Genomic DNA, 26,805 nt, shown 5'->3' with positions numbered 1-26,805 from the left:
TTTGCATCACCCCGGCAGTCTGGCCACTGCGACATCCTGTCTAACGACAAGTTCCTGCGCACCGGTCGCCGAGGAGATGGTGCACCCTATTCCGCGGATTCGAAATCAATACTGATCCGGTCGGCGGCGACGGGTCGGAACTGCGTATTGGCAAAGGCGACGTGATCCGGATGGTCACGGTAGCTAGCTACCACGGCTGGATTCGCGAAGCGCACCAGCCAGCAATATTGATAACGGTCGTCGCGACGCAAGGCGCGGCCGGTGAACACGCGCCGCACGCCGGGAATGGCGCTGAGCACTGTGCGGCCGTGGGCCATCATTTTCTCGACGAAGCGTACGTCACAGCCATCCTTGACGTTGTAGACGATGAGGTGCTCGACCTCGAGCCAGGGCCGACAAGCAGCAAGCGCTTGCGCGGCACGTCCGTTCCCACTGGACTCGACAAGGCCACGTTCAGCCTCGGCATAGGCAGTTTTGTGAGAGGCTGGTAACCGGCGGTAATCCCGGTAGTGGGTCGACGTGGAGGTGTCGCACGAAACAAATAGCGGCACTCCGCTGGCACTCGCAAGCTGTATCGCCGTCTCGACCTGTTCTGGTGGCGTGTCGGCCGCCTGGCTGAGCAAGATGCTGTTGGCGCCGCCGCGGATGGCGCCGGCAACGACATCGCTATCTGACGACGTACGCGCCTCTATCACCACCGGTATCGCCGTTTCGCGCGCGGCGGCAACTGCGGCGGCCAGCGCCGGGGTGAACGAGCGCCCGGACTCGGCTGAAAATATCAGTATCACCGGCGTGGCGGTGTGCTCCGCCGCCTCGACGATGGGAACAATGTGATCCAGGTTCGTCAGTTCAAAGGCGGGTACGCGGTAGCCCATGTTACGAGCGTGATCGAGCAGGTCAGCAGCATGTATCAGTGGCATGTTTCCCGTCCTCCGCACCGGATGTGGTAAATCCAATATCGCATCAACCCGCGCACAGCATTTCCCGACATCCGGGTCGCAATCGCCGCTGCTGACTGTCAGTCGTCTTCGGATGCACCGATCCCATCCGGATTGAGATCGTCGTCGTGAGTGGCGATGGCGACGAGCAGGTCTCCGATCGCGTCGTGCAACTCCGCCAGCTCGCGGCTCTGCGATTCATCGAAACGCTGTCGGACTTGCAGTTTAAGTAATTCGAAGGCAGCGGCGACTTTCCCCTGCGGATCGATTGGCCCGGTCGCCCAACCGGTCATGTCGGCCATGCGTACCGCCTCAACCGCGAGACCATGCAAGGGGGCAACGCCCGGCGCTTGCGCGAGGGCTTTGCTGATTAAGGCGTGGAGTTCGTTGAGATTCAAAGTGAAAAAGTGCGCGCGTAGCGGATAACAGCTCGCCTCTCCCTCCCTCCGGGAGAGGGAGGGAGGGTAAGGGCGAGTGGGCAAATGCTTCTTGCGCTCATGGGGAGATTAATCGCAGTCGCCTACGACCGATCTGCGCCCTCATCGCCATCGAGATCGAGCGCGCCTTCCTTGAATACGCGACTTGCGAGTATGTCTTCGGCTTCGAGTGTCATGAGGTCGATCTTGGAGAGATTTTTCTTGGCCCCGAGGAACAGGCGATTGGCCTGGCGCAGACGCGCGCGGTCCAACGCATTGCGCACCGAGCGCGCATTGGCGAAATGTTCGAGCTTCATGCGCAGCTTGATGTATTCACCGAACGCCTTTTCGCTCTCGGCGCTGAAACGGTAATTCTGATCCGCCAGCATGAGCTTGGCGATGCTAAGCAATTCGCCCGGGCTGTAGTCCGGGAAGTCGATGTGGTGCGCGACACGCGAGCGCATGCCCGGGTTGCTGTGGAAAAACTTGTCCATGCGGTCCTTGTAGCCCGCCAGGATCACAACCAGATCGTCGCGGTTGTTTTCCATGACCTGCAGCAGGATCTCAATGGATTCCGCGCCGTAGTCACGCTCGTTCTCGGGCTTGTAGAGATAATAGGCCTCGTCGATGAACAGCACGCCGCCCATGGCCTTCTTGATGACTTCCTTGGTCTTGGGCGCAGTGTGGCCGATATATTGGCCAACCAGATCGTCGCGCGTGACGGTAACCAGATGGCCCTCGCGCACATAACCGAGGCGCTTGAGGATTTCACCCATGCGCATGGCCACCGTGGTCTTGCCGGTGCCGGGATTGCCGGTGAAACACATGTGCAGGCTGGGCGCGCCGGCGGTCAGGCCCATTTTCTGGCGCACGCGATCGACCAGCAGCAGCGCTGCGGTCTCGCGGATGCGGGTCTTGACGGGTTTTAAACCGATTAGCTCGGCATCGAGCTGATCGAGCAGTTCCTGGATATTCGAGGCCTGAAATTCGGCGTCGAGATCGACATGGACATCGTTCGTCGTGGTTTTGGAATCGTTCGGCGACATGGTGTGGCCTCATCGCTTAGATAAAGATGCCGGAGTTGGCAGGTAAAACACCCGGGGCGCTCGCCCCGGGTGTACAGCAGATAACTACTACAGGAACAGCCGATTAATAGCGCTCATTCTCTGGCTTGTCGGTGGCGTAAGAATGAATGGTGTAACGCATGGTACGGCCACTCGTTTCCTGGCGCACCAGACCGAAGCCCGGCTCTTTTTTGGGACGATTCACGATGTACGACATGGTCACGCTCTCTATTCCACGCACGGCACTGAACGCGGTGACGCGGATGTAGTGATTCGGGAATGTCTTACGGCAGTTGTTGATCTCCATTAAAATCCCGGCGGGATCTTTCAGGTCGAACATCGGTCTGCCGAACATTTCCCAATAGGTGTTGCGCGGGTGCGGATCGTCGGTGTACTCCACGCCCAGCGCCCAGCCCTTGCTCAGGGCGTACTTGATTTGGGCGGTGATCTGCGCATCCGTCAGGTCGGGCAGAAACGAAAACTGCCCTTGTGTGATGCGATTACCTTGATTGGTCATCATAATGGCTTCTCCTGAAATTAATTAAACGCTGGCCGTGGGCGTTGCCACGAAGTCCGGGCTGTCGGTGGAGGCGTAATTGAAGGTAACGTCCTTCCACGTATCCAGACCGGCTTTGAGTGGGCCACACCACTTGGCGGCGTCTTGCAGTATCTTCGGGCCTTCGCTCCAGATGTCGCGGCCTTCGTTACGCGCCTGGATCATGACTTCCAGCGCGGTACGGTTGGCAATGGCACCGGCCTGAATGCCATCCGGATGGCCAATGGTGCCGCCGCCGAATTGCAGAACCACGTCGTCACCCAGGTAGTGCAGCAACTGGTGCATCTGGCCCGCATGAATACCGCCGGAAGCCACCGGCATGCACTTGTTCAGCGACGCCCAGTCCTGTTCGAAGAAGATGCCTTTTTCGAGCTGCATCGGGGTGTGGGTATCGAGCAAGGTATCGTAGTAGCCACGAATCATCATCGGGTCGCCTTCCAGCTTGCCGACGACGGTGCCTGCGTGGATGTGATCCACACCGGCCATGCGCATCCACTTGCAAATAACGCGGAAGGCCATGCCGTGATTCTTCTGGCGTGAGTAGGTCGAGTTACCGGCACGGTGCAGGTGCAGGATCATGTCGTTCTTGCGTGCCCAGATCGCCATGGTCTGAATGGCGCTGTAGCCGATCACGAGGTCGATCATGATGATGATCGAACCCAGGTTCTTGGCGAACTCGGCGCGTTCAATCATTTCTTCCACGGTGCCGGCGGTCACGTTCATGTAGTGGCCTTTCACTTCGCCCGTTGCAGCGGAAGCCTTGTTCACGGCGTCCATGCAATACAGGAAGCGGTCACGCCAGTGCATGAACGACTGCGAGTTGATGTTCTCGTCGTCCTTCATGAAGTCCAAACCACCCTTCAAGGCTTCGTACACCACGCGGCCATAGTTGCGGCCGGACAGGCCCAGCTTCGGCTTGGTGGTGGCACCCAGCAACGGACGGCCAAACTTGTCCATGCGCTCGCGTTCGACGACGACGCCGGTCGCGGGACCCTGGAAAGTCTTCAGGTAAGCAACCGGGATGCGCATGTCTTCCAGGCGCAAGGCCTTCACGGCCTTCATGCCGAACACGTTGCCGATAATGGAGGCGGTCAGGTTGGCGATCGAATTGCCTTCGAACAAATCGATGTCATAGGCGATATAGGCGAAGTACTGCTGTTCCGTCTTGGTGCCGGGGCCCGTATTGGGAACCGGGTCCACGCGGTAGGCCTTGGCGCGATACATTTCGCAGGCGGTCAAACGGTCCGTCCAAACCACTGTCCATGTGGCGGTGGAGGATTCGCCGGCCACGGCAGCGGCGCATTCGTCGGCGTCCACACCCTCTTGCGGGGTCATGCGGAACATCGCGAGCACGTCGGTATCCTTGATCTTGTAGTCGGGCTCCCAATAGCCCATTTTCTTGTAGGGAATGACGCCGGATTTATAACGCTCGGCGCCTTTAAGTTCGCCACCTGTCTCTGTTTTACCCATAACACCCCTCCTGCGATTCAGTGAAAGTACGGTTTGTACAGGGTGCTAACCCTATAGCGCCCCAATCATAAATAACACTCACATTTATTAATTGTTATGATAAGCTTTTGCTTATACTAACCCTGGGGGCATACTTTGCACCTGACGCTGCGCCAACTCAAGGTCTTTGAATCCGTCGCACGGCATCTGAACTTTACCCGCGCAGCCGAAGAGCTTTTTCTCACCCAGCCGGCCGTGTCCATGCAGGTGAAACTGCTCGAGACACATCTGGGGCTGGCCCTCTTCGAGCAACTGGGGAAGAGCGTCCATCTTACGGAGGCGGGCCAGGAGGTACTCGGCTATGCGCGCAATATTTCCCAACAACTGGACGAACTTGAAGCGGTTCTGAACCGGATGAAGGGACTGGCCGGTGGAAAGCTGCGCATTTCCGTGGCCACCACGGCCAACTACTTCATCCCCACCCTGCTCGGGACTTTCTCGCGTCGTTTCCCGGAGATAACGGTCAGCCTGGATGTCACCAACCGCGAAATCCTGCTGCAACAGCTTTCGGAAAATACCGTGGACCTCGTCATCATGGGCCAGCCACCGGCCGAGGCCGATGTCAAAGCTGCGGACTTCATGGAAAACCCGCTGGTCATTGTCGCGCCCCCGGAACATGCATTGGCGAAGCAGAAAAAAATACCGCTGAAGCGCCTGCAGGACGAGGTCTTTCTCGTGCGCGAACCGGGCTCCGGCACGCGCATCGCCATGGAGCGCTTCTTCACCGAGCGTGAAATTCAGCTTAAAACAGGCATGGAAGTCGGCAGCAACGAGGCCATCAAACAAAGCGTGCAGGCAGGGCTGGGCTTGGGGCTGCTATCACGCGCCACGATTGAACAGGAACTGGAGCTGAAGCGGTTGGTGGAGCTGGACGTCGCCGAGTTTCCCATCATGCGCCACTGGTACATGGTGCACCGCAAGGGTAAACGCCTCTCGGGCGTGGCCGAGGCATTCAAAGATTTCATGCTCAAGGAGGCACGCGCATTAATCGGGGTGGTGACACCGTCACCCACTTCTCCGGGTCAGCGGAAACGGCGCTGACCTTCAGCTCGCGAGCTTGCGCCAGTAGGTTTTGCGCCAATAGTAAAGGACGGTGGTATCGGCCAGGGGGTAGGAATTCGCGTAATCCACGCCGCGTGTCGGCTCTTCGATATTGTCATGCGACGGGTCGAGCGGGCGCCAGCTGGAATCGCGCGGTTCTTCCTCGAAGGGCGTGCGTCCTTCGCCGCGGTAACGTCGTTCGGCGACACCCAGTTCCGCGAAGTTCTGCTGACCCTGTTCGAGTGAAACGTGATTGGCGCTGCCCGGCATGCGCGGAAACCGCAGCTGCGCGAGATCGTCTTCCCACAGGCAAATAGGGCATTTCTCGTGATTGCCAGGCTGGTGCAGATACACCTGATGCCCGCAGCACGGGCAGGGATATTTGGTGCGATGCATCATCATTATTTAACCATAGGCCGAGACGCCGTGCTTCGCAAACGCAAAAAAGGGGCGGTTGCCCGCCCCTTTTTATTGTTACTTCAGCAGCACCATCCACCCCTCACCCTCATTCCCTCTCCCGCAAGGGGAGAGGGAGACGAGCCGAGGCGCGCTACGCGCGCACTCAGTTCACTTTGGGATCGAGTTCGCCCTTGGTGTAGCGGGTGGTCATGGCCTCAAGCGAAAGCGGCTTGATCTTGGACGCCTGGCCGGCGCAACCGAATATTTCATAGCGCGCCTTGCAGATTTCCTTCATGCCCTTGGTCGAGGCAGCGAGCCACTTGCGCGGGTCGAATTCCTTTTTGTTTTCGGCAAGAAATTTGCGCACGGCGCCGGTCGAGGACATGCGCAGATCGGTGTCGATATTGACCTTGCGCACACCGTGCTTGATGCCCTGCACGATTTCTTCCACGGGCACGCCATAGGTCTCGCCCATGTCACCGCCGTAGGTGTTGATGATCTTCAGCCATTCCTGCGGCACCGAGCTCGAACCGTGCATCACCAGATGCGTGTTCGGGATGCGTTTGTGAATGGCCTTGATGCGCTCGATGGCGAGAATGTCGCCGGTGGGTGGACGGGTGAACTTGTAGGCGCCGTGGCTGGTGCCGATGGCGATGGCGAGGGCGTCGACCTTGGTCTTCTTCACAAAATCCGCCGCCTCGTCCGGGTCGGTCAGGAGCTGCGAATGATCGAGCTTGCCCTCGGCGCCGGAACCGTCCTCTTCACCGGCCATGCCGGTCTCAAGAGAACCGAGACAACCGAGCTCGCCTTCCACGGAGACGCCGCAAGCGTGCGCCATGTCGACGACACGCTTGGTGACGTCAACGTTGTACTCATAGCTGGCCGGGGTCTTCATGTCTTCTTTCAGCGAGCCGTCCATCATGACGGAGGAGAAGCCGAGCTGGATGGAGCGCTGGCATACCGCCGGGCTCGAACCGTGGTCCTGGTGCATGCACACCGGGATATGCGGCCACTCTTCAATCGCCGCCAGAATCAGGTGGCGCAGGAACGGCGCGCCCGCGTACTTGCGTGCGCCGGCCGAGGCCTGCACGATCACCGGGCTGTCGGTCTCGTGCGCCGCTTCCATGATGGCGCGCATCTGTTCCATGTTGTTGACGTTGAAGGCCGGGACGCCATAGGTGTGTTCCGCGGCGTGATCCAGCAGTTGACGCAGGGTTACGAGTGCCATGACAAACTCCTCTCAATACGTTATTAATTAAATTAAAAGTCTTATGGGTTATGAAAATTCCGGAAGATTGCCCACTATCGCAATCTTCATGGCATTGGTGCCACCCATAACACCGGTCAAATCTCCCTTGGTGATGAGGACCAGATCGCCATCGCGTACGGTACCCAGGCGGCGCAACTCATCGATCGCTTCCTTGTTAACCGTCGCATGATCCGACGTCGTGACGGTGAACGCGATGGGGTATACGCCGCGGTAAAGGCTCACCTTTCTACGCGTCTCGACTTTGCTCGTCAAGGCGTAGATGGGTACCGCGGAACTGATGCGTGACATCCACAGAACAGTAGACCCGGATTCTGTAAGGGCAGCGATGGCCTTCACGTCAAGGTGGTTCGCGGTATACATGGTACACATGGCAATGGCTTCGTCGACGCGCTTGAACATGGCGCGCATGCGATGCGCGGACATCGTGACATCGGGCTCCTGTTCCGCCACGCGACACACCCGATCCATGGCCATCACCGCCGCCACCGGATGTTTGCCGACGGCGGTCTCGGCCGACAACATGACGGCGTCGGTGCCGTCGATCACGGCATTGGCCACGTCGGAGACTTCAGCACGCGTGGGGATGGCGTTTTCGATCATCGACTCCATCATTTGCGTGGCGGTGATGGAAATTTTGTTGCGCTCGCGCGCCAGCTTGATCAGCCGCTTCTGGATTGGCGGCACGGCCGCATCACCGATCTCGACCCCGAGGTCGCCGCGCGCGATCATGATCGCATCCGCCGCGTCAATGATCGCCTCGATATTCTGCACCGCCTCGGCGCGTTCGATTTTGGCGATAATGCCGCCGTGGCCTCCCGCGGCGCGCAACAGCTTGCGCGCCTCATTCACGTCGTCGGCGCTGCGCGGGAAGGAAATGGCAACGTAATCAGCCTGAATCTTGGCCGCGGTGCGGATATCCTCGCGATCCTTGTCGGTCAGCGCCTTGGCCGTGAGCCCGCCACCCTGACGATTGATGCCCTTGTTGTTCGAGAGCACTCCGCCGACGACCACGCGGCAGGTGACGGCGCTGCCATCCACCTGGTCCACCCACAGCACGATACGACCATCGTCGAGCAGCAGCGTGTCGCCGCGATTCACGTCCTGCGGCAGCGGCTTGTACGTGACGCCCACGCGTTCCGGCGTGCCAGCGTCCAGCGGGTGATCCACGTCCAGGACGAACATGTCGCCTTCCTGCAGCGTGGCCGGTCCCTTCTTGAACTTGCCGGTGCGGATTTTCGGACCCTGCAGATCCACCACCACACCGACCTCACGGCCGTGCGCCTTGGCGCGCTCGCGCACGGCTTCGGCGCGCTGCATGTGGACTTCGTGCCGGTCATGCGAAAAGTTGAGGCGCGCCACGTCCAGACCGGCCTCGATCAGCTTGTCGAGGACCTTGGGATCGTCCGTGGCGGGGCCGAAGGTGGCGACGATTTTGGTTCTACGCTGCAAAGTGACACCTCAGAAATTTGAAACCGCAGATAAACACAGCTACCTGTGGTTTAGGAAGCATTTACTTCTTGGCGCGCTGTTCAAGGATGTCCACCGCCGGCAGTTTCTTGCCTTCGAGAAACTCCAGAAACGCCCCGCCCGCGGTGGAGATGTAGGAAACCTTGTCGTAGATATTGTACTTCTGAATGGCGGCGATGGTATCGCCGCCGCCGGCCAGCGTGAAAGCCCTGGTATTGGCAATCGCCTCGGCGATCTTTTTGGTGCCGGCACCGAACTGGTCGAACTCGAACACACCCACCGGGCCGTTCCACACCACGGTACCGGCCTGCATGATGATATCGGCCAGTTCCTGGGCGCTCTTCGGGCCGATATCGAAAATCATGTCATCATCGGCCACATTGCCGGCGTCCTTCAGCACCGCCTTTTCATTGGCGTCGAACTTTTTGCCGACCACCACGTCGACCGCGATCGGGATCTTGGCGTTGCGTTTTTTCATTTTTGCCATCAGGCTTTTCGCCGTCGGAATGAGATCGGTCTCGGCCAGCGACTTGCCGATCTTCTTGCCGTCCGCCGCAAGGAAGGTATTCGCAATCCCGCCACCCACCACCAGCTGATCGACTTTTTCGGACAGCGATTCGAGTACGGTGAGCTTGGTGGAAACCTTGGAGCCGCCGACGATGGCGACCATTGGGCGTTTCGGATCAAGCAGTGCCTTGGTCAGCGCTTCCAGCTCTGCGGTGAGCAGCAGACCGGCGCAAGCCACCGGTGCGAACTGGGCCACGCCATAAGTAGAGCCTTGTGCACGATGCGCCGTGCCGAAGGCATCCATGACAAACACGTCACACAGTTTGGCGTATTTCTTTGCGGTTTCCTCGACGTTTTTCTTCTCGCCCTTGTTGAAGCGCACGTTTTCGAGCAGCACCAACTCACCGGCCGCGACGTCGAAACCGCCTTCGACCCAGTCCTTGACCAAGCGCACCGGCTTGCCGAGTTTTTTAGACAGATCGTCGGCCACGGGCTTGAGTGAATTCTCCTCGCTGTACTCGCCCTCGGTCGGACGGCCGAGATGCGACATCACCATCACCTTGGCGCCGGCCTTGAGACAGTGATTGAACGTCGGCAACGAAGCGGAGATGCGCGCATCGGACGTGACCTTGCCGTCTTTCACCGGCACATTGAGGTCGGAGCGAATCAGGACACGTTTGCCTTTAAGATCCAGGTCGGTCAACTTGATAACGGACATGTTCTAAACCCTATGAATTTCTGACGCAAAGGCGCAAAGGAATGAGAATTCATTCTTGCCTTTCTTTGCGCCTTCGCGTCTTTGCGTCAAAAAATATTACAAAATGATTACTTCGCGATGTGCTGCAACAAACGCAGCATATTGCAGGTGTAACCGTATTCGTTGTCATACCAGGCCACGACTTTGACGAAGGTGCTGTCCAGGGCGATGCCGGCTTCAGCGTCGAAGGTGGATGGCGTACTGTTGCCGACGAAGTCGGTGGAAACCACTTTCTCATCGGTGTATCCGAGCACGCCTTTCATGGCGCCTTCGGAAGCCGCTTTCATGGCCTTGCAGATGGCCTCGTAAGACGCTTCCTTGTTCAGCTCCACGGTCAGATCGACCACCGAAACGTCGGAGGTCGGCACGCGGAAGGCCATGCCGGTGAGCTTGCCCTTCAAGGCAGGCAGTACTACACCCACGGCCTTGGCGGCACCGGTGGATGACGGGATGATGTTTTCCAGAATGCCGCGACCGCCGCGCCAGTCTTTCTGCGATGGGCCGTCGACGGTCTTTTGCGTCGCGGTGGCGGCGTGCACGGTGGTCATCAGGCCACGCTTGATACCGAAGTTGTCGTGCAGAACCTTGGCCACGGGTGCCAGGCAATTGGTAGTGCAGGAAGCGGCGGAAACAATGGCCTCGCCCTTGTAGCTATCGTGGTTCACGCCGTACACGAACATCGGCGTGGTGTCCTTGCAGGGCGCGGACTGGATGACCTTCTTGGCGCCGGCCTTGATGTGCGCCTGGCAGGATTCGGCGGTCAGGAAGAAACCGGTACTGTCGATCACGATGTCAGCGCCGACATCGCCCCACTTCAGGTTGGCGGGATCTTTCTCGGCTGTCAGCCGGATCTTCTTGCCGTTGACGACCATGTTTCCGCCATCGACCTTGATGTCGCCGCTGAAACGGCCGTGCACGGAGTCGTACTTCAGCATGTAGGCCAGGTAGCTGGGTTCGAGCAGGTCGTTAATGCCGACGATCTCGATGTCCTTGAAGTCCTTCGCTACAGCGCGGAACACCATGCGGCCGATGCGGCCGAACCCGTTGATACCGACTTTGATTGCCATAACCCAATCTCCAGAAAGTTAAGAATTAAAACCTGCTCACCGCGGAGAGCACAGAGAACGCAGAGTGTTTCAAATAAGACCGTTTTTCTCTGCGACCTCTGCGTACTCTGCGGTGAAAATTTCTTACAAAATCTCTTCCACCGTCTTGGCGACGTTCTCGCCAGTGAAGCCGAAGTGCTTGAACAGCGCGCCGGCCGGGGCGGATTCGCCGAAGCGGTCGATACCAACCACGCGACCTTCCAGGCCCACGTATTTGTGCCAAACGGCGGTGACGCCAGCCTCGACGGCCACGCGCTTCACGCCCTTGGGCAACACGCTGTCGCGCCAGGCGGCGTCCTGCGCGTCGAAGGTATCGGTCGAAGGCATCGACACCACGCGCACCTTCTTGCCCTTGGCGGCGAGCAGCTTTTGCGCCTCCACGGCAATACCGATTTCAGAACCGGTGGCGATAATGACGGCGTGCGGCTTGCCCCCTTCGGCCTCGGATAACACATAACCGCCGCGGGATATGGATGCCAACTGCTGGGCATCACGCATCTGATGCGGCAGATTCTGGCGCGAGAAAATCAGACACGAGGGTCCCTGCTTGCGTTCGACGGCCAACTTCCAGGCCACCGCGCTTTCCACCGCATCGCACGGACGCCATACCGACATATTAGGTATGAGCCGCAACGTCGCGGTCTGCTCGACCGCCTGGTGCGTCGGTCCGTCTTCGCCCAGACCGATGGAGTCGTGGGTGTAGACGAACAGTGTGGGGATTTTCATCAAGGCGGCCATGCGCAGGGCATTGCGCGCGTACTCGGAGAACATCAGGAAGGTGGCGCCGTAAGGAATGAATCCGCCATGCAGGGCGATGCCGTTCATGATCGCCGACATGCCGAACTCGCGCACACCATAATAAATGTAATTGGCATTGCCTTCAGTTTTGCTCAGGGGCTTCGAACCTTTCCAAATGGTCAGGTTGGAGCCGGCGAGATCGGCTGAACCACCGAGGAATTCCGGCAGCAACGGGCCGAAACCATTTAACGCATTCTGCGAGGCCTTGCGCGAGGCGATGGTCTCTGCCTTGGCGTCGACCGATTTGATAAATTCGTCAGACTTTTGTTTCCAGTCTTTCGGCAGCTCGCCTTTCATGCGGCGCTCGAATTCGGCGGCCAGTTCCGGGTGGGCCTTCTTGTAGGCCGCAAATTTGTCATTCCAGGATTTCTCCGCGGCGGCGCCCTTCGATTTCGCATCCCAGCCGGCGTAAACGTCTTCGGGAATATGGAACGGGGGGTGCGGCCAACCGATGTTGGCGCGGGTGGCGGCCACTTCCGCGTCGCCGAGGGCGGCGCCGTGGCATTCCTCTTTGCCCTGCTTGTTGGGCGCGCCCCAGCCGATAATGGTCTGGCAGCAAATCATCGAGGGTTTGTCGGTCACCTTGCGCGCCGCTTCGATGGCACGCTTTACGGCCTCGGGATCGTGGCCATCGACTTTCGGAATTACGTGCCAACCATAAGCTTCGAAGCGCTTCGGGGTGTCGTCGGTGAACCAGCCGGGCGTGCTGCCGTGGCCCTTCACCTCACCGTCGATCGAAATGCCATTGTCGTCGTAAAACGCAATCAGCTTGCCCAGACCCATTGTGCCGGCGAGCGAGCAGGACTCGTGCGAGATGCCTTCCATCAGGCAGCCGTCGCCGAGGAACACATAAGTATAATGATCGACGATCTGGTGACCTTCACGGTTAAACGTACCGGCCAGCGCTTTCTCGGCGATGGCCATACCCACGGCATTGGCGATGCCCTGACCCAGCGGGCCAGTGGTGGTCTCGACGCCGGGCGCGTAGCCGTATTCGGGATGGCCCGGGGTCTTGGAATGCAGCTGGCGGAAATTCTTGATCTCCTCCAGCGGCAGGTTGTAACCCGTCAGATGCAGCAGGCTGTACAGCAGCATCGAGCCGTGGCCGTTGGAAAGCACGAAGCGGTCGCGGTCCGACCACTTCGAATTGGTCGGGTTGTGCCTGAGGAAATCGTTCCACAAGACTTCGGCGATGTCGGCCATGCCCATGGGAGCGCCGGGGTGGCCGGAGTTGGCCTTCTGCACCGCGTCCATGGAAAGCGCACGGATGGCGTTCGCCAGCTCGCGCCGTTTGGTTAATGTCTTGCCTTCGCCCGCCTTGTGGGCTTTGGTTTCAACTGTCATGGGTTAATCCTCAATGCTCGAAATCTTGTCGACCCGAAACTGGTCTCGCCGATGCGTGTCCGTCGTAGCGCCGGCACCAACAATAATGACTCCCCGACACCGTTGGGCTCGTCAGCCACCAAAGGGAGCGAAATCCGGATACTCCAGATGATTCTTGTCTGTATTAAGGGCGCCGTAACTTGGTGCACACAGCAGCCGGGGACCTAAGCGCAGCTCCTCGAATCGCGGGCATTTTCGCTCACGGTCGGTTTTTGGGCAATAGCCGAAAATGGTCCCTGTTCAATCTGTTATCCGCCCATAAACAGGTTTTTGTGCTTGAAGTGGTTATATGCAAGGGATAACGCAATCAATGGCGAGCCGGTTTCCAGTTGGCGTCGATCCAGGTCTTCCAGATGGAAAATAAAGCCGGCGTGGGCGCGGCCACCACCGACCGGGGCTCGAGACCGTAAGTGAAAATCTTTTCGCCTTCGAGCGTGGCGGCCATGCCGCCGGCCTCAGCCAGGATCAGGCTGCCGCCGGCGTAATCCCACAACTTCTGCCCGCCGTGCAAATAGAGATGAAAGCGGCCATCCGCGAGCCAACACCACTCCAGACTGCTGGCGCCAAAGTTGCGCTGCGATCCATAGGGCGGATGCGCCCCCAATAGAGCGGCCAGCGGCGCCTGCAAGCGCTTGAAATCCACTGACGCCACGCAGCGCCGCAACTCTTCCGGCAGGGGCGGCTCGTGTGTACCCAGCGTCATTCCGTTCAGCCGCGCACCTTCACCGCGGCGCGCCATGAAGCATTCGTCACGCACCGGATCGTAGACCATGCCAATTTCCTGCCGGCCTTCGATGATCAGGGCGAGGGAAACGGCAAAATACGGAATCCCGGTGGCAAAGTTGCTGGTACCGTCCAGAGGATCCACGCACCACAGGCCTCTCTCTTTGGCGGTGGTCAATTGCCTGTGCTCATGCCCGGGCATCTCCTCGCCCAGAAAATCATACTCCGGCCAATGGCGCGCCAGATCGGATTTCAGTCGGCGCTGCATGGCCACGTCGGCTTCTGTTACCACGCTGCCATCGTGCTTGATGTGGCGAATGACATCGGCGAACAGCGGCATCAGTTCTTCACGCGCGGCGGCGCGGACAATCTCTGCCAAAGTTTCCAGCGAGGGCAGCGTCATGGGCTCTTCCCCCTGAGTAGAATCACGCCGCTCACCTTTTCCTATTCCTGTTTCCACTTGATGGAACAACCCATGCTGGGTATCTGGTGCTTCGGACCCTGCCCGGTCTGCGCCACCTGTTTCATGGCCTCGAAAAGATTGCGCCGCGCGTTCGGTGCCGCCGGCTCTTTGCGCGATTCATCCAGCCGTCCGCGATACTGGAGCTTGAGGTCCTTGTTGTAGCCGAAAAAATCCGGGGTGCAGACGGCATCGTAGGCTTTGGCAATTTCCTGAGTTTCATCGTAAAGATACGGAAACGGGAATTTCAGCTTCTGCGCCACCCGCTGCATGTTGTCAAAAGAATCTTCCGGATAATCCGCGGGATCATTCGACATGATCGCCACGCTGTTAACGCCCATCGCTTGCAGCTCGCTGGCATCACGAATAATGCGATCGAGCACCGCCTTCACGTAGGGGCAGTGATTGCAGATGAACATCACCAACAAGCCGTTTTCCCCGCACGCCTCGCTCAGCGTCCAGATTTTTCCATCCGCGCCTTTGAGACGGAAATCCGGGGCCGGCAGGCCGAAATCACACACCGGGGTTTCTGTACGTACCATGGCTAGTTCCTTAATGTTTAAAAACTGCCAAAACAATAGACAGGATTAACAGGATTTCACAAGATTTACAGGATAAGAAAATTCAGAAATTTTAATCCTGTTAATCCTGAACAATCCTGTTAATCCTGAACAATCCTGTAAATCCTGTGAATTCTTTTGCATGCAGGACTATCATCAGGCCTTCACTAAATTAACACCGGGTAAGTCGCCCTGTATGATGCAGTCTATGGATAACGAATCCCTGACGCAACGAGACCTGCGAGTGCTGTGGCATCCCTGCACGCAGATGCAAGATCATGAAAGCCTCCCGCTCATCCCCATCCGCCGTGGACAAGGCGTGTGGCTCGAAGACTTCGAGGGCAAACGTTACCTCGATGCCATCAGCTCGTGGTGGGTCAATCTGTTCGGTCACGCCAATCCGCGTATTAACGCAGCCGTCGCCAAACAATTGCAAAATCTCGAACACGTGATTCTCGCGGGCTTCACGCACGAACCCGTCGTGCAGCTTTCTGAAAGATTGGTGCAGATTGCTCCAAGGGGACTCACCCGCTGTTTTTACGCCGACAGCGGTTCCGCCGCCGTCGAAATCGCGCTCAAGATGAGTTTTCATTACTGGCAGAACCGCGGCGAGAAAAAACGCATACGCTTCATTAATCTGGCGAACAGCTACCACGGCGAAACCCTGGGCGCCTTGTCGATGGGGGATGTCTCCTTATATAAGGAAACCTACCAACCCTTGCTGCTGAAGCCGGTCACGGTCAAATCCCCGGATTGTTATTACCGCGAGCCCGGCGAGTCCTGGGCCGATTACTCCACCCGCACCTTCGCCGAAATGGAAAAGGCACTGGAACGCCATGCCAGCGAGGTCTGCGCCGTGATCGTGGAACCGCTGGTGCAGTGCGCTGGCTCCATGCGCATGTACGATCCGGTTTACCTGAAGCTGCTGCGACAGGCGTGTGACAAACACCGGGTGCATCTCATCGCCGATGAAATCGCTGTGGGCTTCGGGCGCACGGGAACCATGTTCGCCTGCGAACAGGCCGATATCGCCCCCGATTTCCTGTGTCTCGGCAAGGGCCTGACCGGTGGCTATCTGCCACTTTCAGTGTGCCTGACGACTGATGCGGTCTACCAGGCTTTCTATGCCGATTACGCCGCACGCAAGGCATTTCTGCACTCGCATTCCTACACCGGCAACCCGCTCGCCTGCGCCGCGGCCCTGGCCACGCTCGACATCTTTCGCGACGACGACGTGCTCAACCACAACCGCAAACTCGCGACGCACATGGCGCGGGTGACGGCATCGCTCGCCGAGCATCCGCACGTGGCCGAGGTACGCCAGACCGGCATGATCCTGGCGATGGAAATGGTGCAGAACAAAAAAACGCGTGCGCCGTTTGCGTGGCAGGAACGGCGCGGACTGGCGGTTTACCGCCATGCGCTCGAACACGGCGCGCTGCTGCGCCCGCTCGGCGACGTGATTTATTTTATGCCGCCATACGTGATTCAGCCGGAGGAAATTGATTTTCTGGTGAAGGTGGCGCGGGAAGGAATTGACGCTGCTACGGCCTGAACCCTGGGGGTGAATTGCTCAAGCGAGATTGGCCCGGGGGTTTTTGGATGCTCCGGTTAACGGAGGGCTACGGAGGACTGAGGAAGGTCATAACACCCAGACAGACTGCCCTGTTGGGCGCGCCTCCTACATCAACATGAACCCGTTGGTCAACGTTTCTCCGGTACATCAGCCGGCGTGTGGTTTTTCGAGGCCGCGTTCTTCGCGCGCTCCTGATACTTCGCCATATGGTTCTTGGCCGCCGGCCAGTAAGCCGCGGCCATGCCGACCGACACCGCCAGCACGAGGAGCCCGATCAGTTTGAGGCGCCTGTTGCCGAGCGCGATAACGCCGAGCGCACCCAACCCGGCCAGCGCCATGAAAGCAATCCCAGCCGCCGGATCGGTGATCGCTGCACCGACCACCAGCAGGATGACCGAGAACCATAGTAATGTGCGTGCGGATTGCTGTTTGATCATAGGCTAATCACTCCAACCTTTAACATTCCCGTTGATTGGCGCTACGGCGGCGACTGCGCCGGTGTTAACTGCCTGGCTCGCGCCAGGTCCGCCGCGGCGCCTTTAGCGTCGCCCTTTTTCTGTTTCGCCAGACCGCGACCATGATAGGCATCGGCGAGCTTCGGATTGATCTCGATCGCCCGGGTGTAGTCAGCAATGGCCCCGTCGAGATCACCTGTCTGTTCTCTCGCCTCGGCGCGGACAATGTATATGACATCCTTGTCTTCCCGCGCAAACTCTATCGCGCGCGTGTAGTCGGCAGTGGCGCCGGCATGGTCGCGTTTTCGCTCCTTCGCGTTGGCGCGTATAAGGTAATAACCGCTATTTGATGGTTCGAGCGAGATAGCACGGCTAAAATCGGCCATGGCGCCATCGTAGTCCCCGTTCCGCAGTTTCAAACTGCCGGATCTCATCCAGCGGTGGTCGCTCGACTCTTTCGGTACCGGCAACTCACCCACGCAGACGGTGCGCGGCGCGGTGGCGTTTGCGGTGAAGTTCCAGCCACCTTGATGCCCCGACACCTCGGCAACATTCCCGAGGCCAGCCGGCCACATGCTGAAATGACCTTTCAAGGTCTTGTCGAACATCGCATGGATGGCGACGGTCTGGAGATTGAACCGCTTCCATGTCTGCAGCTTCGACTGGTAGCGCGCGTAGTCCTGATCGGTATTGTAGGGACCATCGTCTATGTCGAGCCAGAGGCAGTTCTTCGCTTGAGTTTCATTCTCGGAAGGGCAGACGGTCATGTTCTCGAAGTCGATCGTGACATGGGCCACAACCCACAACGCCTTGCCGTGGTACGTCTCCGGATCAGTGATCAGCTTGGCCAGCGACACGCGTTCTCCGCATTCCTGGTCCGGGGCACCGGCCAATACCGAGGCAGTCGCGCACAACAACGCGGCAAGCAGGTGACTACCGGTGTATTTCAGCACGCAGGGGGCATTCCATGTACCCTTGCTACTCAAAGAACCGCGCCTCGCAATAGGTCTCATCGAAACCGCTATCGTTGACGCGCGATAGTTGGGCATGTTGTCGCGATTGTTGTGCAGCGGGTGTGACCCGCCCTACGTTTGCTACCGGGCTTTGAATCAAGGCATTCTGGTGCATGTGATTGGATATATTTTACCAAGATCTTCGCGCGTACTTGTGCCTGTCAGTTCGTTGCCGTTTTCAGAAAGGGACAGGTTGAGGCGTAGCATCTTACATTCCGGGCAGTTGAGAGACGGGTTTAACCAATTAAATTTGACTCGCTTCCGATCCAACTCGATGCCAGTGGCCTGCCACTGCCCAGAAATTCCGGGAACAAACCCAAGTGGGATGAGGTCGAATTTTTCGCCGCTCTTTGTAACTTGAAAATTCCACATCCCATTAGTCCATCTCCCCTCCACGCTTGGGCGTTGCCGCTCCCTTTCCGCCGCAGCCTGCACTATCGCTAACCGGGATGCCATCTCGCTCTTTGCCTCGATCGCGTAAATGCGGTTCTGCGCCTCGCGTGCTTCTGTGCTCGCGCCTAGTATCGAGATCATATATAACTTGATGGACGCTATCGCCTCATCGAATTTCCCTGCCGCCTCCAGTGCAACGGCCTGATTGAAATAAGCATCGCCCCACCACGGCGCGACACGTAGCGCGTCCCGGTAGGCGGTAATCGCGAAGTCGTAGCCAGAAGCGTCCTTCGCCTCTTTCTGGAATACATTGCCTTTGACAAACGCGCGATTGGCCTCCTCCGGTATCGCCGGTCTAGGCTTAACGCCCTGCGCGAGCTTGATGATCTTCTCGCGCAGGGCGTTGTCGTCCGGCGTCTTCTGTAACTGCTGCACCATCTGCTTGAGTTGCTCGCGCGGGGATTGGGCGTGGGCGCTCGCGGCTAGAGCCAACAATGTAATGATGAAAATGATCAGCTTGCTGGTAGATTTCATGTTTCACTCCCATCATTCTGGTATTTTTTTTCCTGGGTTTCGCTTCGCTCTACCCAGGCTACGCGGAAAAAGATTCTCAAAACGTTCATTTAAGCCTCCAAGATTTATGCTGAATCGATATACGCAATAACGCGATATCAGTAATTGAATTTAAAACACCGGGATCTGTTTTTCTCCAAAAAACAAATCAAGATTCATCATTCGGCTAGGGCTTGCGGTTCATTTGATAGGGTCTTCCATTCGCCGTACCCACCAGCTTGTCCCCGCGCAGTTCGAACTCGTACCGAACCGGGAGCATGCCGGGAATGAGGGGGGTGTTCGTCACGCTCAGATTTGTTTCCGTGATCCGTGCTCCACTGAAAGAAAATGATTCATTGGCCGATTTCACGACGAGGGTCTCGCCGATTCGCTCGATCCGCAGAATCGGAATTCCATCCCTTCCATCCAACCAGGTACCCTCGATGGAATTCTTCTTGCGCTCTTCAGCGACGCTAGCGGCGCGGGCAGCCAGGTTCTTCTTCGCCTCGATAGCATAAAGACGCTCTTGAGCTTGCTCCGCGTCTTTGGGTTTGGTCAGAAGGTAGAGCGTGAGTGCGTTCTTGGCCTCGTCATAGCGCTTGGCCGACTCCAACGCCACGCTGAGGTTGTAATAGGCATCGCCCCACCACGGCGCCGCCGTAGAGGCGTCCTGAAACGCTTTGACGGCCAACCCGAAATCTTCAGGAGATTTCGCTTCTTTCTGATAAGTACCGCCCATGACGAACGCCCGCCTGGCTTCCGGCGGGACGGCGAGTGCGGGCTTCACGTCCTGTGCGAGTTTGATAACCTTCTCGCGCAGGGCGTTATCGTTCGGTGCCTTCTGTAACTGCTGCACCATCTGCTTCAATTGCTCGCGTGGGGATTGGGCATAGGCACTTGCGGTCAGGGCCATGAATGTGAAGACGAGAATAAATAGCTTGCTGGTAGTTTTCATAGTGCGATGTCCTTCCTCAGTTATTTGGTTTTCCCGGGTTTCGCCTTGCTCTACTCAGGCTTGCTAAGTTATCCAAAAAAAGTGCTGCGTATCCAGCCGATCACGGCCAGCAGAAACATAAACCCGACGAACAGGATGACAAGTTCCGTCCGGTTTCCGAAGTGTGTCGATTTTGTTTCAGGAGCTGTCTGCTTTTTCACTTCCGCCTGGTTACGCCTAAATATCCAGCGCCTGAGCACCGATGCTGCCGGCACAACAGTTACCAGTAATGCCAAGAATATGAACCAGCCCATCACGGGCTCTTCACGAAGAAAGTTCAAGAATTCCATGCATGCTCCGCTCTGGCTACGCTTACTATTTATTATTGAGAGTTGGTTATTTCTGTCACACGCTGGTTCACAGCCATGCGTCCGTTGTATCCGGCAGGAGAATGCATGGAATGCACCCTACGCTTGCTATAAGTTATTTGCAGAGAACAAAGTAGCCCTGTATTCCCGGTCCACCAACAATTTCGCAAATACCTCGTTTGAGATAGCGCTCCTCTTGCCGCGCGCCATCGTTAAAAGTAGAGATGCAACTCAACTGAACGCCGCTCAACTTACACCCGGTTTTAAAATTGTACGTCGAGGCTTGAGTTCTAAAATGAATAGCGTTCATATCGGCACTGTCTAGGTATGTCTGCTTCTCCTCAGGCTCGCACGTAACACATTTGATGCTATAGGCCGATCCTGTTTGCTGAATTTCATATACAGGGGCTCTGACAGTATCGGGGTATTCGTTGACCCAGCCACCAGTGGTGTCCTTAATGCTACCTCTCTGCCAGAATCCTGCGATCCCGCCAGTAACGCTTGATGCTGCTGCGATGATGTCGGCATCTATCGCGTAGAGACGATCTTGCGCCGTACGTCTGTCCACCGCGCTCGGATTAGTGAGCAGATAAAGTCGTAGTGATTCCTTTGCGCTGACATATTGACCGGCTAACTGCTGGGCAACCGCCAAATTCCAATAAGCGTTGCTCCACCACGGCGCCAACGTTGTTGCTGTCCAGAAGGCGTTAGCTGCTTCATAAGCAGGCCTGAGGTTTTTCGCTTGCTTGAACAATGCCTCACCGATGATGAAAGAGCGGCGTGCCTCCTCCGAAATCTCCGGCGCGGGCTTAAGCGTTACGGCGATCTTGATGATCTTCTCGCGCAAGCTGTTATCGTTCGGCGTCTTTTGCAACTGCTGCACCATCTGCTTCAGTTGCTCGCGTGGGGATTGGGCGTGGGCGTTCGTGGCCAAAGCCAGAAACGTGCAGATGAAAATGATCAGCTTGCCGGGAGTCTTCATCGTTTATTGTCCTTCATTTGGATAATTGGTTTTCCCAGGCTTCGTTCTGCGCAACCCAAGCTATATATTCTCTAGTCGTTAAAGGAATATACCGATGACATCAGCCCGTTTGGCCCAAACTGTACGTTGCAGGTGAACCGCCCAAACGATCTCGAATCGTGAACGAACGCACGGCCTTCGATGAGTGAAGAAACCCGGTAGCCGTGTTGCGCCGCTTGTACCTGGACCTGCTCGATGGAAGTTCCCACGGCGAGCGAATTGCAGAAGCGCTCTATTTGGCTGGGGCTGGCGATAAACGGCCAAACGATCCATCCGATACCAGCCATTAGCAACAGCCCAAGGACAACACCGATGCGCTTCTGGCGAGGCGAGATCGTCATGGTCTCCAGAGCCTTGCCTTGACCTTCCTGCGAACCAGCCCAATGTGGTTGATGGCCATTACTTAGCGCCCAGGAGCTTGCGCTTGGCGGAGAGTGCGTAGATACGGTCCTGCACTTCGCGCTTTTCCGTTGCGCCCGGATTGCTTAACAGGTAGAAGTTGAAGGCCTGCTCGGCCTCGTTGTATTTTTCTGCCAACTCTTGCGCGACGCCGAGGTTGTAGTAGGCATCGCCCCACCACGGCGCAATTATCACAGCTTCGGTAAAGCTCTGTGCGGCAAGGGCCTGCTGCGCGGGATTCTTCGCCGCTTTCACAATAGCCGTGCCTTCGATGAAGTGTTTGCGTGCCTCTTCGGGAATCGCCGGGGCGGGTTTTAGTTCGCTGGCGAGTTTGATGATGAGACGGCGGTTACCCTTGTCAGCAGGGTGATCCTTAAGCTGTTCATTCAGCACCACAAATGCTGCGCGGGGGTTGCGTCTGGCTTGTTCTAGCATGCGCGCCAGCAAGAGTTTGGCAATCTCTGTGCGGTCAAAATACAACGCCTGATGCAGCGGGGTCCACTCTCTGTTGGTTTTAGCATTGACGTCCGCGCCCTTGGCGAGCAACGCTTCAACTTCTGCTTTGTCTCCCCTTTTTACCGCCTCGTACAGGAGACTTTCACCTGTCGCATGGGCACTGGCTTGCTTGAGTCGCTGCTCCCGTTCCATTAGTAAACTTTCTTGCTTTTCCAGGTACGACATAATGTCGTAATTTTTCTTATATGCCGCCCACATCGTGGGGGTCTTCCCATTAATATCCTTGGCGCTGAGATCCGCTCCTTTGGCCAGTAACAACTCGCAGATGTGCGCGTACCCATAAAATGCTGCGTGATGCAATGGGGTTTCCCCTCTACCCGTACTACTCGTGTCCTTGGTATTGACATCCGCGCCTTTGGCGAGCAGCGCTTCAACTGCTGCTTTGTCTCCCCTTTTTACTGCCTCAAATAGCGGGCTGTCATCGGCTGCGTAGGCGCTTACAGCCAAAGTCAGAAATGTGAAGATGACAACGATTAGCTTGTGAACAGTTTTCATGGTTCGTTCTCCATCATTCCTTCACTTCAGGTCAAACAGATAATCGATATCGGAATCCTGGGGTAATTGCAGGGGTGATTCCCAAATACGATTCTTGAACTCTTCGTTAGACATGCTTGCAACGTGGTTGCGTACTTTGTCCGTCGGCGTAAATTTCCGCCCTTCTCTAAAGTTTCTAAAAAATTCATCAATTTCAGCCTTGGTTGGGGCCAATGTTTTTACCGCAGGGACAGAACCTGTACCCCCTGATGTCACGGCCTGTCTGTCGCGCAACGAGTAATCGGTAAGGACTATCATGCGTTTCAGACCGGCATTGTTGGGGTCGCGTTTGAGGGCGTCCTGAAACCAGGCTTTGGCGACTTTCCAGTCGCGAACCATGACGGCTTGGAATCCTTTGCGGACACGATCGCTGACACCGGGAGGCGAATTTGAATAAGCTTTGGCAATGGCGTTGTCCAAGCTTTTTGGCAAACCCGAGGGTACGTTGCGCGCATCCACCACCGAGGTGTCGGTGTGGGGCGGCGGGGGCGCGGACTTCTGGCTGGCGGCGAGGTTTACCGCCGCAAGGAGGCGGGTGTTGTATTGCTTGCTGACCTGGACATGGCTTTTGATTTCCGCCTCCAGCGGTGCATAGGCCCTGGTGCAGATTGAATCCGCAGCACTACCGGCCTCGACGGCATTACACATACTGTTGTGGCTGTTGGTTTTGTCGAGCAGGGCCTTACGTTGATCAAGCAGCTTATCGCGTTGCTGCACGAGCACCGGATTGGTGGCAGCGATATTCGGTGGAACCACTGGCAGCGTCGGAATATCTATGGCCTGGGCACTACCCATGGCCAGCAAACCAAGGACGACTACAGTCACGAGTGCGCCAGTCCAAAGACAGGCGCCTGCTGGAATCGTTGAACGCATATTGGCTGGCGAGCTTTTACTTACTTGAGACAGGATGGCCATTATTATTGTCTCCGTTGCGAAGAAGTCTTGGGGTTGTCTTGGACTCCGGGCGGTAGGCCGTACCATCTTCCTTATGGTAGGCCACGCCATTTTCCTTGAGCATGGTGTTCAGTTCCTTGGAGCTTAAATACAGCCGCCGCAGAGCGCTCTGATTGGAGTCCATCATCTCGTACCAGGTTTCTCCGCCATGTTTAAAAGTCTTGGTGAGTACCACTTCGTGCCCGGCGCCTCTGAGGTCCGCGCCGTTGGGCACCACGCTTATCATCACCGGACGTCCCTCTTTCAGGGTTTTGGCAAAGTTTGCTTTCGATACCACCTCAACCTGACCGAACGCCTCCGCCAGCATAACGACTTCTCCGCCCATCAGGCCGCTCCGCTCGATGACTGCTTGAGGGTTCGCGCGTTCGCTGGCAGGGCGCCATCCCCCCTCGCGCAAGAGTTTGGTTGCGCGCGCGGCCACGACCCCATAAGGCAAGCTGGCCGCATTGGCCAGTGCGAAAATGGCGCAATCCTGATTAAAGGTCTGTTCGCCGGCGCTGGGGCCGGGGAATCCCGGGCCATCGCCTTTTGACGCTGCACGCGCAAACTCCTCGCCCTGGCCGCGGGCCAGGACATCCTTCCACGTGCTGCGGATCAGCTCGTTCGTCGCTTTGGGGTCGCGGTCGAAATCCAGCTTGTTCAGGGCTTTGTCCAGGCGGGCCTGTTCATCCACGCTCCATTTCAAGCGCTTGGCCAGGGCGTTCATGGGCTTTATGTACTTTTCAAGCGCCTCCACATAGCCGGCAAGTAGGGAAATAAACTCCTCGCTTGCCACGACGTGGCTCGTGATCAACTTTTCCAACGGTGCGTAGGCGCTGGTGCAGCTTGCCTCTGCGGAACTGCCAGCCTCGACGGCACTACACAATTTATTGTGATCCGCGGTTTGCTTGTAAAGTGCCTTGCGTTCCGTAAGCAACGCCTCACGCTTAGTTACAAGCGCCGGATGGGCAACGGCAATACTCGATGGGATCACGGGCAGGGCCGGAATAGTTATAGCCTGGACGTTCTCCGCAACAAACAGACCAAGCATTGCAATGCCGACAAATACGCCTGACCGGAAACAACCAATGGTCGAAACGGTGGCAGACGGGAGCTGACCCGACATCTTAGATGGGACGGTCATTTTTTATTGGCATTCGTTGTCGTGGGCTCGGGAGCTTCAACCAGATTAAAGCCAAGGTTCTTCACCCGTTTCTCGACGGTCTCGGTTGCCTTGGCCTGATCGCCGGTAATTATCTTTACATCGTTGTTGAGGGTCGCGATCTTCGCGTCCAGCACAGGATCCTTGCTGGTCTTTTTCTGCTCTTTGATTTCGGCAATCATTTTCTCTTTCTCGGCCTTCTGGGCATCGAGCTTGCGGTACCAGGCAAGCGACTGCTGGACTTGTGGGTCTTTCTGAGCCTCGGGCGGGACACGCTTGTCGAGCGCCGAAGGCGGTATCTGTCGCTGTTTCTTGTCCGGATAGACCAAATTACCGCTCGCCTTTCCGGGGATGTCGAAACCCATGCGCGCTGTTTCTCTTGCCGTTTCTTTGCCCTTCGATGCCTGTTCTTGCGCATCACGGCTATGCCGTTCGACGCTCTTCAGTTGCGCGCCCGGATCGGTTCCACTGCCCTTGAGGCCGTAATTATCCGTTCCCGATATGCCTTTCAGTTGGGAAGTATTCGTGCCTGTCGATCCCTTGAGTGTGTTCGCCGCCGCGTCGCGGTCGCGTATGAACGCGGCGTCTTTTTGGCGCTTTTCTTCGGCCAGACGTTCACGCTCGATGCGCTCCGCTTCTGCCTGGCGTTGGCGTTCGGCAGCAGCAGCGGCCTCTGCCTCCCGGGCGCGCTGTGCAGCGCCATAGTCGTAGCCGGAGTCGGCATTGCCCCTGTTTGAAGGAATGTCACATCTCGCAGGGCTGGGGCTAGGCGTGCCGCCCTCTGCTCTACAGGCAGCGGCATATTCCGAATAATTCCTAAAGGCATGCGCCGTTGGTGCGCCAAAGACTCCGGCAACCACCAAGGCCGACAGCGATGCCTTCGCGATGATCTTCTTAATGCGCTCTCTCGAATTCATGCCCATTACCTCCATTTACAATAACCGTAGCAAGCGTAGGGCGGGTCACACCCGCCATTTCAACATCAATTCACATTCAACATCATTCACCAAACTTCGCCTCGATTTCTTCGTTATCTCGTGTAACGGCGGGTGTGACCCGCCCTACGCTTGCTTAATTTCGAGGAATTTCAAATTTATATTCTGCGTTGTTGTACTGCCTTGTAAGTCCCTGACCGTCCGGTCTAATCCGAATGACTGCCGTTTGGCCGTTATTTAAAGTTTGAGTAAACGCGCCCTCCCGGTACGAAATACGATCACCCAAATACTCGCCGGGCTGCCTATGCCCGTACACACTTCCAGAGGTTATGTAGTGAATCCTGAGCGTGATATGCAGTGTTCGATCCTTTATTTCGAAAATTTCGTCATAAGCCATAGTTCCAGGCTTCAATCCGAGGTTTTCTGGTGTATGACGAGCAACAAACCTTGCCCCCTCTACCTTCTGTAGCAGCGCGGCTTCGCGCGCCTCCGGTGTGTCGGCAACCGCTTGCTGCTTAACTTTCTCGATCCCAAATTCTAGGCCAGCAATCCGCTGCTTGGTTTCGCTGATCTGCGACCGATCGACAAGCGTCTTCACGTAGACCTCGCAATTGCGCTTGGCATCGGCATACTGACCTGCCTTTTCATAGATCGTGCACAGATCTGAGTAATACCCGGGTATCCACGGCGCGGTCTGCACCGCTTGCTCATATTCCCTTGCGGCATCGGCATAATCGGCGGTTGACTTTGCATTCTTGAATGCAAATTTCGCCCGACCCTCGTATTTTTCCGCCGCGTCCGGCACCGCTGGCCTGATCCTCATCCCCAGCTTGATGATCTTCTCGCGCAGGGCATCGTCGCCCGGCGTCTTTTGCAACTGCTGCACCATCTGGTTCAGCTGCTCGCGCGGGGATTGAGCGTAGGCGATCGTAGCCAGGGCCAGGAATGCGAAGGCGGCAATAAATAGTTGGCTGGTGATTTTCATCGTTCACTCCCTATCATTTGGTGATTTGGTTATCCCGGGCTTCGCTTCGCTCTGCCCAAGCTACGCGGGCCGTCA

The 26,805-nt window shown here is 57.3% G+C and carries 27 protein-coding genes; 2 read left to right on the top strand and 25 right to left on the bottom strand.

Features of this window, described 5'->3' with window-relative positions; genetic code table 11:
• Positions 1-86 precede the first annotated feature (86 nt).
• The 5 genes from NUV55_RS03145 to NUV55_RS03125 all read right to left on the bottom strand — a co-directional run bounded on the left by NUV55_RS03145 (position 87) and on the right by NUV55_RS03125 (position 4,444).
• Positions 87-920: a Dabb family protein gene (locus NUV55_RS03145; RefSeq protein WP_296670317.1), complete on the bottom strand. Its 834-nt coding sequence runs from the start codon at positions 918-920 to the stop codon at positions 87-89.
• A gap of 98 nt (positions 921-1,018) precedes the next feature.
• A complete protein-coding gene (locus tag NUV55_RS03140; protein ID WP_296670316.1) occupies positions 1,019-1,270 on the bottom strand; it encodes a hypothetical protein in 252 nt (83 codons plus the stop codon).
• A gap of 188 nt (positions 1,271-1,458) precedes the next feature.
• Complete coding sequence (gene cbbX / locus NUV55_RS03135; protein WP_296670314.1) at positions 1,459-2,400, bottom strand: CbbX protein; 942 nt, start codon at positions 2,398-2,400, stop codon at positions 1,459-1,461.
• A gap of 103 nt (positions 2,401-2,503) precedes the next feature.
• Positions 2,504-2,938: a ribulose bisphosphate carboxylase small subunit gene (locus NUV55_RS03130; protein WP_296670312.1), complete on the bottom strand. Its 435-nt coding sequence runs from the start codon at positions 2,936-2,938 to the stop codon at positions 2,504-2,506.
• Between the two features lie 21 nt (positions 2,939-2,959).
• Positions 2,960-4,444: a ribulose-bisphosphate carboxylase large subunit gene (locus tag NUV55_RS03125; RefSeq protein WP_296670310.1), complete on the bottom strand. Its 1,485-nt coding sequence runs from the start codon at positions 4,442-4,444 to the stop codon at positions 2,960-2,962.
• A 135-nt stretch (positions 4,445-4,579) separates the two neighbouring features.
• Here NUV55_RS03125 and NUV55_RS03120 point away from each other — a divergent pair, with 135 nt between their 5' ends.
• Positions 4,580-5,524 (top strand): LysR family transcriptional regulator, encoded by a 945-nt coding sequence (locus tag NUV55_RS03120; RefSeq protein ID WP_296670308.1) that lies wholly within the window; start codon positions 4,580-4,582, stop codon positions 5,522-5,524.
• Between the two features lie 3 nt (positions 5,525-5,527).
• On the opposite strand, the gene NUV55_RS03115 is transcribed toward NUV55_RS03120, so the two are convergent.
• The 8 genes from NUV55_RS03115 to NUV55_RS03080 form a co-directional block, all read right to left on the bottom strand.
• Entirely contained in the window at positions 5,528-5,920 is a 393-nt protein-coding gene (locus tag NUV55_RS03115; RefSeq protein WP_296670307.1) for a CPCC family cysteine-rich protein, read from the bottom strand.
• Positions 5,921-6,086: 166 nt separating this feature from the next.
• On the bottom strand, positions 6,087-7,151 hold the full coding sequence (gene fba, locus NUV55_RS03110) for a class II fructose-bisphosphate aldolase (RefSeq protein ID WP_296670305.1): 1,065 nt from the start codon (positions 7,149-7,151) through the stop codon (positions 6,087-6,089).
• Positions 7,152-7,199: 48 nt separating this feature from the next.
• Complete coding sequence (gene pyk, locus NUV55_RS03105) at positions 7,200-8,642, bottom strand: pyruvate kinase (RefSeq protein ID WP_296670304.1); 1,443 nt, start codon at positions 8,640-8,642, stop codon at positions 7,200-7,202.
• Between the two features lie 61 nt (positions 8,643-8,703).
• Positions 8,704-9,885 carry a phosphoglycerate kinase gene (locus NUV55_RS03100; RefSeq protein ID WP_296670302.1) on the bottom strand — a complete coding sequence of 394 codons (1,182 nt, stop codon included), beginning with the start codon at positions 9,883-9,885 and terminating at the stop codon, positions 8,704-8,706.
• A 107-nt stretch (positions 9,886-9,992) separates the two neighbouring features.
• Positions 9,993-10,991 carry a type I glyceraldehyde-3-phosphate dehydrogenase gene (gene gap / locus NUV55_RS03095; protein ID WP_296670300.1) on the bottom strand — a complete coding sequence of 333 codons (999 nt, stop codon included), beginning with the start codon at positions 10,989-10,991 and terminating at the stop codon, positions 9,993-9,995.
• Between the two features lie 123 nt (positions 10,992-11,114).
• The gene (gene tkt, locus NUV55_RS03090; protein WP_296670298.1) at positions 11,115-13,172 is read right to left on the bottom strand and encodes a transketolase; all 2,058 of its coding nucleotides are present in this window, start codon (positions 13,170-13,172) and stop codon (positions 11,115-11,117) included.
• 346 nt (positions 13,173-13,518) lie between these two features.
• Positions 13,519-14,337: an inositol monophosphatase gene (locus NUV55_RS03085; protein WP_296670296.1), complete on the bottom strand. Its 819-nt coding sequence runs from the start codon at positions 14,335-14,337 to the stop codon at positions 13,519-13,521.
• 41 nt (positions 14,338-14,378) lie between these two features.
• Positions 14,379-14,936, bottom strand: coding sequence for a thioredoxin family protein (locus NUV55_RS03080; RefSeq protein WP_296670294.1), 558 nt, complete (start codon positions 14,934-14,936; stop codon positions 14,379-14,381).
• A 226-nt stretch (positions 14,937-15,162) separates the two neighbouring features.
• Here NUV55_RS03080 and NUV55_RS03075 point away from each other — a divergent pair, with 226 nt between their 5' ends.
• The gene (locus NUV55_RS03075) at positions 15,163-16,509 is read left to right on the top strand and encodes an adenosylmethionine--8-amino-7-oxononanoate transaminase (protein ID WP_296670293.1); all 1,347 of its coding nucleotides are present in this window, start codon (positions 15,163-15,165) and stop codon (positions 16,507-16,509) included.
• Between the two features lie 149 nt (positions 16,510-16,658).
• On the opposite strand, the gene NUV55_RS03070 is transcribed toward NUV55_RS03075, so the two are convergent.
• From NUV55_RS03070 to NUV55_RS03015, 12 genes are all read right to left on the bottom strand, one after another.
• A complete protein-coding gene (locus NUV55_RS03070; protein ID WP_296670292.1) occupies positions 16,659-16,967 on the bottom strand; it encodes a hypothetical protein in 309 nt (102 codons plus the stop codon).
• Between the two features lie 41 nt (positions 16,968-17,008).
• A complete protein-coding gene (locus NUV55_RS03065) occupies positions 17,009-17,938 on the bottom strand; it encodes a tetratricopeptide repeat protein (RefSeq protein ID WP_296670290.1) in 930 nt (309 codons plus the stop codon).
• Positions 17,939-18,094: 156 nt separating this feature from the next.
• Complete coding sequence (locus NUV55_RS03060) at positions 18,095-18,925, bottom strand: tetratricopeptide repeat protein (RefSeq protein WP_296670288.1); 831 nt, start codon at positions 18,923-18,925, stop codon at positions 18,095-18,097.
• Between the two features lie 205 nt (positions 18,926-19,130).
• Positions 19,131-19,898: a tetratricopeptide repeat protein gene (locus NUV55_RS03055; protein ID WP_296670286.1), complete on the bottom strand. Its 768-nt coding sequence runs from the start codon at positions 19,896-19,898 to the stop codon at positions 19,131-19,133.
• 68 nt (positions 19,899-19,966) lie between these two features.
• Positions 19,967-20,227, bottom strand: a complete 261-nt coding sequence (locus NUV55_RS03050; RefSeq protein ID WP_296670284.1) for a hypothetical protein — start codon at positions 20,225-20,227, stop codon at positions 19,967-19,969.
• 133 nt (positions 20,228-20,360) lie between these two features.
• Positions 20,361-21,227, bottom strand: coding sequence for a hypothetical protein (locus NUV55_RS03045; RefSeq protein ID WP_296670282.1), 867 nt, complete (start codon positions 21,225-21,227; stop codon positions 20,361-20,363).
• Between the two features lie 71 nt (positions 21,228-21,298).
• On the bottom strand, positions 21,299-21,607 hold the full coding sequence (locus NUV55_RS03040; protein WP_296670281.1) for a hypothetical protein: 309 nt from the start codon (positions 21,605-21,607) through the stop codon (positions 21,299-21,301).
• A 58-nt stretch (positions 21,608-21,665) separates the two neighbouring features.
• Positions 21,666-22,676 carry an ankyrin repeat domain-containing protein gene (locus NUV55_RS03035; protein WP_296670279.1) on the bottom strand — a complete coding sequence of 337 codons (1,011 nt, stop codon included), beginning with the start codon at positions 22,674-22,676 and terminating at the stop codon, positions 21,666-21,668.
• Between the two features lie 21 nt (positions 22,677-22,697).
• Positions 22,698-23,630, bottom strand: coding sequence for a hypothetical protein (locus tag NUV55_RS03030; protein WP_296670277.1), 933 nt, complete (start codon positions 23,628-23,630; stop codon positions 22,698-22,700).
• Positions 23,605-24,699: a hypothetical protein gene (locus NUV55_RS03025; protein WP_296670275.1), complete on the bottom strand. Its 1,095-nt coding sequence runs from the start codon at positions 24,697-24,699 to the stop codon at positions 23,605-23,607. Before NUV55_RS03025 ends, NUV55_RS03030 begins: the two co-directional genes overlap by 26 nt.
• Before the next feature lie 89 nt (positions 24,700-24,788).
• Positions 24,789-25,733 carry a hypothetical protein gene (locus tag NUV55_RS03020; protein WP_296670274.1) on the bottom strand — a complete coding sequence of 315 codons (945 nt, stop codon included), beginning with the start codon at positions 25,731-25,733 and terminating at the stop codon, positions 24,789-24,791.
• A gap of 148 nt (positions 25,734-25,881) precedes the next feature.
• Positions 25,882-26,730 (bottom strand): hypothetical protein, encoded by an 849-nt coding sequence (locus NUV55_RS03015; RefSeq protein WP_296670272.1) that lies wholly within the window; start codon positions 26,728-26,730, stop codon positions 25,882-25,884.
• Between the last annotated feature and the right edge of the window lie 75 nt (positions 26,731-26,805).

It is taken from the genome of Sulfuricaulis sp. (assembly GCF_024653915.1).
In the GTDB taxonomy this organism is placed as follows: domain Bacteria; phylum Pseudomonadota; class Gammaproteobacteria; order Acidiferrobacterales; family Sulfurifustaceae; genus Sulfuricaulis.
The sequence above is the reverse complement of the archived record's forward strand: the minus strand, read 5'-3'. Positions and strand labels throughout refer to the sequence as shown.